The sequence below is a fragment of the Shewanella sp. 10N.286.54.B9 genome (genome assembly GCF_041468565.1).
Taxonomy (GTDB): domain Bacteria; phylum Pseudomonadota; class Gammaproteobacteria; order Enterobacterales; family Shewanellaceae; genus Shewanella.
The window spans coordinates 15,656-29,041 of the sequence record NZ_JBFRIY010000004.1; the positions used below are offsets into that span (position 1 = coordinate 15,656).

Sequence of the window (13,386 nt, forward strand, 5' to 3'; positions counted from 1 at the left end):
TTGACGGTTCACCTACCACAGTTGTAACCCCTACAAGTCGATTCCAATACAGCCAGAATCGCCCATTTCAACAAGAAAAAACCATGAAAACAATAGTGAAATTGCCCCTGTACTTCTGCGTTGCAGCGCTTCTATCTACGCCAGTGTTAGCCACTGAGTATCACTTTGGCGGCTTTTTAAAGGCCAACGCTCGCTATGTTGACGGTAACATTGCCTTTCAGGATAGCTGGACAGGTGGAGGAAGCGTGACAGAATCGGCTAAGCGTAGCCAGTTCAGCGCCGCTGAAAGCCGCTTTAACTTTAGCGCAAAACAGGGTGAAGTCAGTGGTTTTGCAGAAATCGACTTTGTAGGTTCAACCCAAGGTAACGCGGTGATTTCTAACTCTTACAGCCCACGCCTTCGCCATGCATTTATCGAATATCGAGGCGTCACTGCTGGGCAAACTTGGTCGACCATGGTCAACACCAGCGCCTTTGCAGAAACCGCCGATCTTGGCGGGCCACTCGTCGGCCAAGCAATGGTCCGTCAAGCACTCGTACGCTATCAAACTGGTCATTGGCAGTTTGCGTTAGAAAACCCCTACACCTATGGCACTACCGAACAAAGTTCAGATTTACAAAAGCAGTGGATAGACACCAGCAACGACTACGTCCCCGACGCCGTTGTCCGCTATGACCAGCAAGGTGACTGGGGCAATGTCTCAGTGTCTAGCTTATTACGTTATTTAGACCCGGAGGATAGCGCCCAATTTGGCGCTGGTGTTTCGGTCGCCGCCAAGTTACACACCTTTGGCAGAGACGACTTACGGCTGCAATTGCACTACGGCAATTTAGGCCGTTACGTTGGTACTGATGCCGCGCGGGATATTGTAAATGGGGAAATTGAAACAACCACTTCCGCCATGTTTACTTACCGTCACTTTTGGACCGACCGCACCCGCTCAAGCCTGTTTTATGGCCGCACGTTCACCAAAGTAGAGCAAACGGATCGCTTCCACATTGGCGCCAACATTTTTACTAATCTAAGCCCAGTATTAGCGCTAGGGTTTGAGTTGGGACGCTACCAAATAGATGACCAGTTGTCTGTGTATTCACAGCAACCCGCACCTCAAGGTTCATCTAATTACGCCCAGTTAAGCTTGCAGTTTCACCTTTAACCATCATTAAAGAAAAGAATATTCGCGACCCTGCTCACGAATAAGTTTGTTAAGCAAAACGCGGCGTGATCCATTTCAAACTTACGCCTTGATGATCGCTTTATTGTTAGTGCAAGCCCGTTAAAACGAGCAAAATATCGCAGCGAAAGCTGCACCAGCAAAATAGGATAGGAATGATGAAACTAAAAATGATCTTCGGCATTGCCGCAATGACTTCAACTGTTGCCATGGCAGCAGGACCGCAATGTGACCATGCACAACTACCATACCAGCAGATGACGCCAGTGCCATACGACAGCACACCATATTCACCACAAGACACTATGCCAGTGCAGTGTAGCAACCCAGAAGTTGAAGCGTATATTGCAGATTGGGAAGCGGGCAAGATTGATTTTAACAGCATAAAATCAAACAGCAGTATCGCTGCCGATCAACGCTTCTGTAAAACACTCGATGATGACGGTAATGTATTAGAAGTTAAAGACTGTGATAAGTCTAAATCACCTGTAGGCTACATCTGGAAAGAGCTTTCTGATAGCCCTACGGTTATCGGCATTACAGATGGCGGTAAATCAGATCATGCACCGCACTTCCATGGTCAGCCTGAGTGTTACTACGTAGTCAATGGTGAAGGGCAAACCCTTGCTGACAACAAGTTCCAAAAGCTAGCGCTTGGACAATACTTCTACATTCCTGGCGCGACTATCCACAATACACCAATCATGTCTGATAAAGGATTGGGGGTAATGTACTGGTATCCAAACAACGCTCATTTCGATGGTTTCAAGTACTACTGGCGTAAAGATGTTAAAAACCTACGCGTAGCTGAAGAAGCTTTTGATCGCGTCGATGAGATCCGCAAACGTGACCTTAACTTGGGCCCATACGGCACAAACGAAAAAGTCTTTAAGTAATCGTTAGCACTGTTAAACCGACAATATTAAAAGGGCTCATAAGAGCCCTTTTTTACGCCCGTAAGCGTAACTAAAACGCCTCATTGACGTTAAAGTAAAAACCTGTGTCGCCATCGCCCCACGCCATATCAAGCCTTAAATTGACCCTAGGTTTAACTTCAAAACGATAACCAACACCGCCATTTGGCAGTAATTTATCAGAGCTAAACTCACTGATATCATCTGCAATAGCACCTACACCGCCCCAAAAAACAATTCCATGACGACCCGGAAGGTTGAGCCGATACTCCACTTGGGTCATCAACATCTGTTTATCTCGGTAACGCCCCGATGTATAACCACGTAGTAAGTCGCCGCCACCAGCCTTTGAAAGTTGATCCCAAGGGACATCACCAGAGGTAAAACGACCACGAACTTGCCAAGCTAATATATCTTCACCATGGCCACTTTTCATGTATTCGCTATATAGTGCATTATAAACATCAAAATCAGTTTTACTGCCCAGATACTGCCGATAAAAAGCCGCATCGATCTCCAAAATCCGCCCCGATTGTGGATTCAGCACATTATCTCGACTGTCGTGATTCAGTAGTAAGTTCACACCGACACTGCGCGAGCTATCTTGCAATATCTCGGTCTCGACACTTGAATCTAAAGGGTTAATGCTATCTGCGCTGGCGTAGCTAAAGTCAAAGCCGATGCCTACAAAACTGCTTGGACTCATGCGCTGCAGCAGCATAGGATTGACCGACATTATCCGCTGGTTAAACTCAACTCGATTAACATCAGCATGGTTATTATCGTAACCGACACCATAAAACACATCCGGTGCGTCAAAAAACTCGGCATTGAGATAAAAGCGCTGACGGTCTTGGTTAATAAAGGTCTTATTGGCTATCGCGACACCTAAAGCGCCATTAGTGGATGCCAAGCCATTGATGACTAAAGAGGATAGCTGGCTAACCTCATCATCGGGATCATATTGGTATAAACCAACCGCAGAGATCCCCACCCCCAAATCCATCTCAGGGTTATAAAAAGGCCCCGGCAAATAACTAAAATCAATAAGCTTGTCAGAGTCAAACTCACCATCGGCACCAAGCGTCGCCAAAAAATCTTCCAGCCAACCTTGTGATTCAGCTTCAGTGTGCTGCTCAGGAGCAGCAACATGCTCACTGGCGATTGCCACATTTAACGCTAAAACTATCCCGCAACAGATCCCTACGGTTTTAGCACCAAAAACGACTCTCATGGCTGCACCTCTAATCCACTTAGATGCGGTGCTTTTTGCTGTATATGCTCAAGTAGCTCAATGTTGTCTTGAATTTGGTTGTATTCACTGATGCGATAGAAATGCTGGTGACTAAATCCATTGCGCCATAGCGACTCAGGAATATGCCCAAAGCTGGCTTGAAACTTATCGGCCACCCACAGTGTTTGCTGCGCGATAGCATCGATATCGATACCATATATTGTGTTAGTCAGCGCTAAGTGGTGTGGTTGAATATCAGCCTGATAGAGTTTGCTAACCTCAGTCCATTGAGCATGTGATCTTGCCAGCGCCTCAGGTACTAAAAAGGGAGATTGCTTATCCCCTAACTCATAGTGACGCTTAAGCAGCATAAACTTATTCGGCAGCGGCTGCGTGGAGTCCCACCACACACCATCAATAACATCAAACATGGCATTAGTTTGCGCTATCGTTACCGGCTCTAACCAGTTGAGCGTCGCGCTGAGCCATTGGGTCATATGCTGGTTATACAGCTGTTTATTCATCGCCAGATTATTGTTTAGCAAGGCCAGTGCGATTTTGGCGCCCAGCATGTTGGAATAGAGATCTTCTGGCGAATAAGCTGATACCGCCTCAGACCAAGGTGCCCAGCTACGGAAACCGTGCCACTGGGCTATTTCATGTGCTTCTGCCATAAAATAAGCCTGCCTGACGGCAATGGTAGCGGCCAGTTCCCAACGCTGAGCGGCAGTTAAACCTTGAGTATCAAACGCAGCGAGCTCTATGCTGCGCGGGCCTATCTCATCAGGCAATGTAATGGTTTGCGCCACGCCCAACTTAGGATAAATACGATAAAACAGTGCAATGGCATTGTCGGCGGTATCACGTACATGGGCTAAATCGATAAAGCCGCCACGCAGGGTATAGATCTGGCCGTTGTTTTCACCGCCACGACTGCCATTAGGCGCATCTTTCTGATAGCTAAATGTGCCCGCCTCAAAAGCATGTGGCCCAACACTGTCGATTGCTAAGGTATTGGCATAGCGAAAGAATGGCACTGATATTGACGCCACTTGTACCTTTTGAGCATTGCCAAACGCGCAGCAAGGGCGAACATCTTCCGGCATCCGCACCAGTGGTAAATCTTGCAGCACAATATCACCCAACAGCAATGGATCGGGCTCGTTATCGAGTGCGGCAGCAACTGCAGTTTCACTTGGTAGCGCCCGCACCTGCCAGTCAGCACTGCTGCATCCAGCCAATAATAATAGCCCCGAAAGAATCGTGATGAGCTGCTGATTAATCTGAATAGGCATCATTGGATGAATGCCTTAATCGCGCGGCTGATAATATCCGGATGATCATTACTCAGCCCGTGGGCGGCTTCGGGAATAACCACTATCGGCGAATTGAGATAATCAGCCAGTTGAATACCCGATGCTAATGGAAAAACTAAATCATTCTCTCCCCAAATAAGCATGCTATCGGGCAATGCATCGACATTGATATTGCTCGCAATACGATCTCTATCTTCAGTTAAGCCACCGATAAGCTGGCGCTTTTCATCAAGATGATTAGCAAAATAACGCTCGAAGATTGCACTGTCGATAAAGCTCGGGTACCAAGGGAAGTCAATAAATGTTGCTTCTAATAAGCGGCGCATCTGCTTTGGAGTCTGCGGCACAAATATATCGCTTGCATCAGCGGTCTCAAAACGCTGATTCATTGCTGCCAAATCGGCATTTGAAAATAACACACCAGGGCTTGCCAACAGCACCGCTTTGTCTACTCTTGGCTCGTGAATCATTAAATCAAAAGTGACAAAGCCACCATAAGAGATGCCAACGACATTAACCTCATCAAGTTCCAGCTTATCGATAAGCTGGGTCATTGCTTTTGATTGTACAGCTAAGCTGGGTTTAGCCTGACTAACCGAGTCACCAAACCAAGCAAGATCAGGTGCTATTACTTGGTAGTTCTGGCTCAGCTCCAACATCACTTGTTGCCAGCTCGTCACTGCGCTGCCACCAAAACCATGGATCAGTAAGATCGTTTTACCCTGTCCAGCCTGCCAATAGTTAAGCATGCCACCCTCAGCGAGATCCATTTTTTGCTGAACAAAACCCGCCTCTAGTAGCGCAGACTTTTCAGCTGAGTCAACCTGCTCTACGATTGAGCAACCACTGAGCAACAGCACAGCAAGTAATAGGTTTACAGTCCGCATAACTCCCCCAATCATTTAACTAGAAGCGGTAGCCTAATCCCATCATAAAGCTGGTTCGGGTACCAAAACCTAATTCCATTAACAGATCGATGTTATTAGTTAGGCCCACTTGACCGCCCAATAAGCCATTCCATTTATCTTCAAGATGCTGGTTTACTTCGAACTTGGCATTGCCTAGTGGAATGCCAATATCGCGCAAATAGCCACTAAAGGTTTGCTCGACGTTTTGGTACATGGCCCCAACCCAGACTTGAATATCGTGCTGCTCATAGCTAGTGCGATAACCCACTCGAGGAGAAACAACAATGCTGCTGATCTCACCGTCTAAAATATCGAGATCTGTATTAGTGTAATTAACATCGAGAAGTGCAAACCAATTGCCAATACCACCCACTAATGTGCCACCAACACCGTAGGTGGTACCTTTGAAATTGAGTTCAAAGTCAAAAGGATCGCTGCTGCCATTGCACGGAGCAACCAAGCAGGCAGCCGGCGGCAAAATAGTTGACCAGTCAGCTTCTAACTGCACATTGGCGACGCTACTGCCTTTTGTGTGTCCAATAAGGCCATAAAGATTTAAGAACGGCAGCACCCAAGCATCGGCTCGAAATGTAATGGTTTCAGAGTCCTGCATCGCCTCGCTGCCAGTGATACTAAGCATGTCATCTAGGCCTCCAAGGCCAGAAAATGCCACTGAGTCGACGACTAGCGGTTGTTCCATACTCATGTAGTTGAAAGTAAAGCCGTATGGTTTGGGCAGCTCATGACCTAGATCTATCGCTTCTTGTGCCCAAATAGGAAAAGTGCGGTCATAGCGCTCTTGATGAGGCTCCCGCTCAATAGCAATCGCAGATGTCATACAAAGCAGCATCGACGATACCGCCATAATTTTTAAAAAATTAAGCATGTCTAGATTAAGCCTATAAAGAAATAATGAGGTAAATGATGTTTAAATGAAGGTCAAACGGGTTGAACTTAAACCAAACAATCCATTAGCAATGGGTAATTATTACTCGCTAAGCTGAAGTGATGCTGAAGTTAAACTTAGAATGAGACAAATAGAGTTAATACTCTAAGCTTAATCTATTCTATGAATATTAGAACTGAACTTATCGCTTACCAATAAGTATTTTTAGCGAATAAAAATACTCGTTTTCTTGCTCATCAAGCTGAACGTAACCCTAACAGCCTTTAAGAGAACTTAAAAAAAGTTGCCATTTGGCGACACACACGTTCATTACTACAAATAAAGACAAACAATTTAATCCTTATTTATCAAAAGATTAACGGTATAGCATTCTGTTACTTATAGCTAAAGTGGAAAGTTCAGAGATCGTTAATATCATTCAGTTATCATTCAGCAACTCTCCCCTACTATGGCTCCAACAAAACGAAACACCCGATTGGCAACTAGCACAATCAAACTATTTCTTAGTGTGGGAGCACAAACATGAAAACTAAATCACTTATCTTAGCGTCAGTAATGGCAACAGTAATTTCGGCACCAACAATGGCAGCAGACTGGTTTATCGGCGGCGGCGTCGGCGCACAGCAGAACTCATACAAAGGCTCAACGACAACTGAAGCAACTGTTGACCCAGGGTTCAATAGCCAAACTGATAACTGGTCTTCTACTGAAAACAACGCAGTTTATGAGCTAAGAGCCGGTGTTTACTTAAATGACAACAACCGTGTATACGGTACTTACTCTTACAACTCAGATGATTTTTCTAAGCAACAAAGCCTATTAATGTCTTACGACTACCTTGTTGCTCTTGGTGATAGCAATAAAGTGAACTGGTTTATTGGTGCTACAGCGGGCGTGAATCACGTAAGCCCTGAGACTGCTGCAGTAAGCTCTAGCAACAATTTCGTTTGGGGTGGTCAAACCGGTATTATGTACAAAATTAACGACAAACTAAGTACTGAAATTGGTTACCGTTACCTCAAGCAAGATTATGATGCATCGACATCTATGACTATCACCCCTCCAATGGAAGGTGCTGTCGGAACAAACGTTACAGAGAGCGCCTCTTTGAATGACAGCCAGCAACTATATCTATCAGTAGACTACCGCTTCTAAGCGAGTCGAAAATAGATAACGGCCTAACGCTAGCGCAACAGGCAAACAAAAAATCCAGCAATATTAGATTGTTGGATTTTTTGTATCTGCAATTTGATGATATTTTCCTTGCTATCATCTAGTCACTAACCAGTGTTCAACTATGCTATTTTATACAGTTGAAGATTCATTCCAAAGGGATGCTTATGTGCGGACGACTAAATATAATTGACGATATGTTTGTACAGGCACTGATGGAAGATCTGCGCATTAATAACAGCGAGGAGATGCTGTTTTCGCGTTTTAAAATGCCCACCAATGATATCAGTATTGTGCGTGAATATAATGGCGAACGATTTTTGCAAACTGCCTCATGGTGGTTACTACAACAAACCACTTATGATGGCTTTAAGCCAAGTCAATTTACCTCATTTAATACCCGCTATGACAAGCTCAATCAACCCAATAGCGCTGGTTATGTAGCCTTTAGAGAAAGCCGTTGTATTGTGATTGCTAAAGGTTTTGGCGAAACAGAAAAGTCTGCTTCAAGTACTGTTTACCATGATTTTGTCGCTGAAAACGCTGCGATTGCTTTTGGCGGTTTATTTAGAGAATGGCATCACCCAAGAACAGGTGAGAGCTGCCTCTCCTGCTCGATTATCACCAACCCTCCGCACCCTGACTTAGTGCCGTTTCACAGTAAAGCTAGCCCAATGATTTTACCTCCAGATGAATTGATAATAGATGCGTGGCTAAACCCGAATAATCAGCAGGTAGATATGTTTGATGAGCTATTAAAGCCTGCGCTTAGGCATGACTTTGAAGTGCAACAAATAGATAAACCCAGCTTGCATAACCCCATTGGTCAGCCATCAAAATTAACGCCCAATGACTTCCTAGCAGGCCAATAAAACCTTAAACTACGACCTAGGACTAAACCTTAGCAGCCCAAATTGCGATGTCCCAAGCAAGAGGTATCGCAAATAGCATCAACCATTATAGGACGTGATTAAACCGTCAAGCCCCACATATCAAACGTCTCTTGGCAAAGCTGCTCTCTGAAGTCTGGATGAGCAATCGCAATTAAGTCTCGTGCTCGTTCGCGAAGTGATCGACCTCTTAAGTTGGCAATACCATATTCGGTGACAATATAGTGCACATGGGCGCGAGTGGTAACGACTCCCGCCCCTGGAGATAACACTGTCGCTATGCGTGATACCTTGCCACCAGCAGCGGTACTGGGTAGCGCAATTACCGAACGTCCACCGTCAGACAAACCCGCGCCACGGATGAAATCCATCTGTCCCCCTACGCCCGAATAGATTTTGGTGCCTAGGGAGTCGGCGCAGATCTGCCCGGAAATATCTACCTGCAGTGCAGAGTTAATTGCCATCATATTAGGGTTTTTACGGATAATAGAGGTGTCATTCACCTGCTCAATATCCATAAAAATTACCGACGGATTATCATCAACATAGTCGTAAAGTCGCTGGCTACCGAGAGCGAAACCAGTAACAATCTTGCCAGGGTGTACCTGTTTACAGCGGTTAGTGATCACCCCTTGTTCGACTAGATTCAGTACTCCATCAGAAAATAACTCAGTATGTACCCCTAGCTCTTTGTGCTCCGTTAAACAGGAGAGTACGGCATCTGGAATTGCGCCAATCCCCATCTGTAGGCAATCCCCATCACGCACTAGTTTGGCGACGTTCTGACCCACAGCAAGACTGACTTCATCGCTAGCAGCCAAAGGGTGTTGTGGCAGCGGCATACTCTGCTCATATACCGCGGAAAATTTATCATAATGGATAAAACCATCACCATGAGTTCGCGGCATTTGTGGATTTATATGGGCAATGATTTTACCTGCCACCTGACAAGCAGCCAGTGTGGCCTCTACTGAGATCCCCAAAGAGCAGATGCCATGCTTATCTGGTGGTGACACTTGAATCATTGCAGTATCGATTGCTTGCTCACCAGAGCGGAATAACTTAGGCACTTCAGAGAGAAAAATAGGCACGTAATCGGCGGCGCCTTGCTGCAGCAATCTCCGAGTGGGCAGCCCCCCAAAGTAACAACGATGCCGTAAATGCCCTTTAAGCTTTTCATCACTCAAAGACTCCGCGCATTCAGTGTGCAACTGCAATAAAGTTAAGTCATGTTTAGTCAGTGCATGCTCAGCCAACGCATTGAGTAAAAGGGTTGGTGTTGCCCCCATAGAGTGAGTCCAAAGTGTTTCACCACTTTCGATTAAAGACACTGCTTGTCGCGCACTACTACAGATTATTGGGGCCATCAAAGATACCTAAATTATTATTCTGCCTTTAGTGTATGAGGTTAACTCTGCCATTAACACTCTTATACCCAGCAGTTAACATTAGTTTGATCTTAAACAACTCTAGGCAATGGTTCAGATACAACAAACGGCTTAAAGTTGGCTAATTGAGATAGCCCTTTAATGTATCTTCTTGATTTAATAAGCTTTGATACAGGGTAAATTGATTTTCAGCACGTTCAAGATTATGACCTTGATGATGGATATGGAAATAAACGTCGCCGTTTAAGTGATCGGTTAAAAACCTCACGCCAATCATTAAGCACATGACTTTGGCACCTAACCATAAGCTGCGGCGTTCTAGATCAGATAGCACCGGCGCTAACTCGCCCAAATAACCTTTACAGATCGCGGCAAAAATAGACTCGCGCACAGTGACTTTATCTAATGCAGTTGAGTCTTCCTCTTCCGGGCTACAAAAAGTACGTACCATGTCTCCAAAGTCATACATCAAGTAGCCTTTCATGCAGGTATCAAGGTCAATAATCGCCATACTGCTCATATCGCGCTTATCAAACAGCATGTTGTTAATCTTGGTGTCGTTATGGCAAATTCGACGTGGTAGTTTTGCTTCAACCTCAGCAAGTTCTTGCAGTAGCTCAGTTTGTGCCATCACCATATCAACCCAGTGCTGACAACCACCAAGTCGCCCTTGGCTATCGTTAGCTGCAGCGAGCGATAGCTGTTCAATTCGGCCAGGAAGGTGATGGAAGTTTGGAATAACATCTGCGATAAGCTCGGCATTAAGATCGCTTAGCGAACAAGAGAAGTGACCAAAGGCTTTAGCCGCTATTTCAGCATGTGCTTCGCTACTAACCACATCAACACTGTGGCTGTGGGGCAGATAGTTAATCGCTCGCCAGAAACCATCTTCACCGAGATCAACACAAAGCCTACCCGCCTGAGTCTGCTCAGGAGAAACGACTTGCAGCTGGTACTGCTGTTGCTGGCTCTTAAGTGTTAAATGGCGACTGATCTTGTCAGCATTATTGACTAAAGCATTAGGAGTGGTAAAAACTTGAGTATTGATTTTTTGCAACACAAATTCACGCTTGGAACCACGAACAAGAAAAGTGTGGTTTATGTGGCCATTACCCAATGGCGAAACTTTGGTATCTTCCACCTCTACACCAAAGTGCGACAAAACGTTTTGTCTTATAAAATCAATCACCCAACTCTCCAGATTCTGTCAATATCGTTGCTTCAACCTGTTTATCGTTCAGGTTTTCCATGCAAACTCATTATGTATTAGCTTCTATGATTAACTTGTTGCTAATTTTTCAAATAATTTCTGTTTAACCCAGTTGGCATCTTCAGGATAGGTCACGCCATACCAAGATTCCTGCGCCACACTGACATTCACATTACGTGTCTCTTCGCTTACTCGATTTTGCTGCAATCTCGCTTGCACCACACTCGGTAGGTAGCACTCACTTTTGGCTTGGCTACCGTGCTCAATAATAAAGTCTGTTAGCTGCGCTTCGATCACAGCAAAAATATCGGCGTTAAAGCCCCAGCATGTCATCGATACTAAAGCATCACTGGCAATCGCTTGCTGCTTACCAGCAAAAGTACCGACAAGCTCATTGGCATGGGACTGAATATCTAACCACTCTGCAACATCAACAAGCTTGCCATTGTTAACTTCACACAAACCACGGTTTACACCGCCATTATCAGATAAGGTCAAATGGATTGGATAGGCTACCATCATCCAATCGTCCACGCTTTTAGCTAGGCCTTGAGCTAACAATGAAAATGCACTATCACCATAAAAATCATCGGCGTTAATGACTGCCATTGGGCCTGTTATCAGCTTTCTTGCACTCCATAGTGCATGGGCTGTACCCCATGGTTTTGTACGCGTTTCAAAATCAACATAATCCGTCACAGCCTCTGGCAAGTCATCCAGTGACTGCATGCAGTAATCACAATGGAAGTCCTGCGGCAACTTGTCAGCTAAGAGTCGATCTAAGCTTGCAGCAAGCTCGGGACGGATCACTAACACAGCCCGATTAAAACCTGCTTTATGAGCACTGCGTAACGACAGTTCCAACATGGTTTCGCCATTTGGCCCGAGTCCAGCAAGTTGCTTGTCACCACCAAAGCGCGTGCCTAAACCCGCAGCAAGAATAACTAAGGTTAAATCGACCATTCTGTCACCCATCAAGCCCAATGGTACATGCATTTAGCGCAAGCGATTATGCAAAAGTTAAGGCGGAGCAGTTTAATGACTCTCCCTGACAATTTCCAGCCATACCTAACAACAATACGCTAAGTTATAAATAAGTCGCGAACGCGGCAACTTTTCCGATGGCAGCTTGACTGCCTTTTAGACTGAAGTTATAGCCACAGAGACTCACATTTCCACGGCGCGCCATATCAACAATAATCGCCTTAGTATCAAGCGGCGAAAAACGAGCCTCGGTGCCAGTGTCGGCTAATAAATCAACCTCTACAGGGCGATACTCAGTACCATTATTAAACTTAAGCGCAGCACAAGTTCTATCACCTTTTGCAGTGGCAAGAGACCAAAGCGTTGTTGGTGTTCCTGTCTCCCCTAGCCATCTTACAATCAATACATCATCTTCAAGCACTAAACTAAAGCCATCCGGCAAGGTTGTCATTTTGCGTTCAACAGTGGGCGCCTTAGCGATCTGTTCGGCTGCAGTGCTGTCTTGCTCTGCCGCAGTAGCATTATCGCTAGGCACTAGCGACCAAATGCTCAATAACAACATGCTAACCAATAAAAATGCCCCTGCTGAGAACGCCATTTTTTGATTGGCCATCAGCCAACGCTGTATGTTAATAAAGCCGCTGCTATTTGAGTTTGCTCCCTGCACAGGTGATTCTGTTGCAGTGCCATTAGCGAACTCTGCTTCAAAATCAGTTTCTGAGTTCGAAAAAGCAGCCGTTGCCGCTTCAGTGGCAGTCTCGCTGGCAGTTAACGTTGGCTCAACACGTACCCTTGAACCTTTTGTAACTGCGCGATCGACTATTTTGATAGGGCCAGAATATCCCTGTCGGTAACTAGCCTTTGAAATCGAGGGTAGAATGGCGATGTAGCCTATGGCTAACGCCGCAAACACCATAAAGGTAAGTAGCAGCATCACACTGTCAACATGTACTAGAGTAAGCAATACCAAGATAAAAGGAGCCAGCGTTAACGCTATCAAGCGCGGCGTTTTGCCACTATCTCGTAGTCGTCTATAACTGGTTAAACCTAATATGGGTAGCAACAACATACCAACGACATACAATGTCGCTGTAGAGCCCAGTAGCACTGCAGCCAATAATAAAACAAAGAAAATCAGTCCACTGATGACCGCAAATCGCTGGCCGTTATCACGACCTACCAAACAAAAAAGTGCTGAAAACTGCATACCCTGATATTCCTACCTTCTCAATCAAACCTAAATGAAAGTGGATGACTTTCCACTTAACTGTATTAATGCTCAGGCGA

Annotated in this window: 12 protein-coding genes; 4 read left to right on the forward strand and 8 right to left on the reverse strand. The window is 45.4% G+C overall.

Going from position 1 to position 13,386, the window contains the following annotated elements; translation table 11 throughout:
- Window positions 1-83 precede the first annotated feature (83 nt).
- Window positions 84-1,157 (forward strand): hypothetical protein, encoded by a 1,074-nt coding sequence (locus tag AB4135_RS01090; RefSeq protein WP_371989565.1) that lies wholly within the window; start codon window positions 84-86, stop codon window positions 1,155-1,157.
- 173 nt (window positions 1,158-1,330) lie between these two features.
- Window positions 1,331-2,071, forward strand: a complete 741-nt coding sequence (locus AB4135_RS01095) for a cupin domain-containing protein (RefSeq protein ID WP_371989567.1) — start codon at window positions 1,331-1,333, stop codon at window positions 2,069-2,071.
- A 70-nt stretch (window positions 2,072-2,141) separates the two neighbouring features.
- On the opposite strand, the gene AB4135_RS01100 is transcribed toward AB4135_RS01095, so the two are convergent.
- From AB4135_RS01100 to AB4135_RS01115, 4 genes are read right to left on the reverse strand one after another with little or no spacing between them, the layout of a single operon-like run.
- Window positions 2,142-3,323: a BamA/TamA family outer membrane protein gene (locus AB4135_RS01100; RefSeq protein ID WP_371989569.1), complete on the reverse strand. Its 1,182-nt coding sequence runs from the start codon at window positions 3,321-3,323 to the stop codon at window positions 2,142-2,144.
- Window positions 3,320-4,621: a DUF4056 domain-containing protein gene (locus tag AB4135_RS01105; protein ID WP_371989570.1), complete on the reverse strand. Its 1,302-nt coding sequence runs from the start codon at window positions 4,619-4,621 to the stop codon at window positions 3,320-3,322. Before AB4135_RS01105 ends, AB4135_RS01100 begins: the two co-directional genes overlap by 4 nt.
- A complete protein-coding gene (locus AB4135_RS01110) occupies window positions 4,618-5,526 on the reverse strand; it encodes an alpha/beta fold hydrolase (RefSeq protein WP_371989572.1) in 909 nt (302 codons plus the stop codon). The genes AB4135_RS01105 and AB4135_RS01110 overlap by 4 nt, the downstream gene beginning before the upstream one ends.
- Window positions 5,527-5,545: 19 nt before the next feature.
- Window positions 5,546-6,397, reverse strand: a complete 852-nt coding sequence (locus tag AB4135_RS01115; RefSeq protein ID WP_371989743.1) for a virulence protein — start codon at window positions 6,395-6,397, stop codon at window positions 5,546-5,548.
- A 579-nt stretch (window positions 6,398-6,976) separates the two neighbouring features.
- On the opposite strand from AB4135_RS01115, the gene AB4135_RS01120 reads away from it, so the two are divergent.
- Together AB4135_RS01120 and AB4135_RS01125 are read left to right on the forward strand one after the other, a co-directional pair.
- A complete protein-coding gene (locus tag AB4135_RS01120; RefSeq protein WP_371989574.1) occupies window positions 6,977-7,609 on the forward strand; it encodes an outer membrane beta-barrel protein in 633 nt (210 codons plus the stop codon).
- A gap of 185 nt (window positions 7,610-7,794) precedes the next feature.
- The gene (locus AB4135_RS01125) at window positions 7,795-8,499 is read left to right on the forward strand and encodes an SOS response-associated peptidase family protein (protein WP_371989576.1); all 705 of its coding nucleotides are present in this window, start codon (window positions 7,795-7,797) and stop codon (window positions 8,497-8,499) included.
- 98 nt (window positions 8,500-8,597) lie between these two features.
- On the opposite strand, the gene AB4135_RS01130 is transcribed toward AB4135_RS01125, so the two are convergent.
- From AB4135_RS01130 to AB4135_RS01145, 4 genes are all read right to left on the reverse strand, one after another.
- Complete coding sequence (locus AB4135_RS01130; RefSeq protein WP_371989577.1) at window positions 8,598-9,884, reverse strand: acetyl-CoA hydrolase/transferase family protein; 1,287 nt, start codon at window positions 9,882-9,884, stop codon at window positions 8,598-8,600.
- A 142-nt stretch (window positions 9,885-10,026) separates the two neighbouring features.
- Window positions 10,027-11,094: a phosphotransferase enzyme family protein gene (locus AB4135_RS01135; protein ID WP_371989579.1), complete on the reverse strand. Its 1,068-nt coding sequence runs from the start codon at window positions 11,092-11,094 to the stop codon at window positions 10,027-10,029.
- A 90-nt stretch (window positions 11,095-11,184) separates the two neighbouring features.
- Window positions 11,185-12,078, reverse strand: a complete 894-nt coding sequence (locus AB4135_RS01140; RefSeq protein ID WP_371989581.1) for an NDP-sugar synthase — start codon at window positions 12,076-12,078, stop codon at window positions 11,185-11,187.
- Between the two features lie 124 nt (window positions 12,079-12,202).
- The gene (locus tag AB4135_RS01145; RefSeq protein ID WP_371989583.1) at window positions 12,203-13,306 is read right to left on the reverse strand and encodes a DUF805 domain-containing protein; all 1,104 of its coding nucleotides are present in this window, start codon (window positions 13,304-13,306) and stop codon (window positions 12,203-12,205) included.
- Window positions 13,307-13,386: the final 80 nt, after the last annotated feature.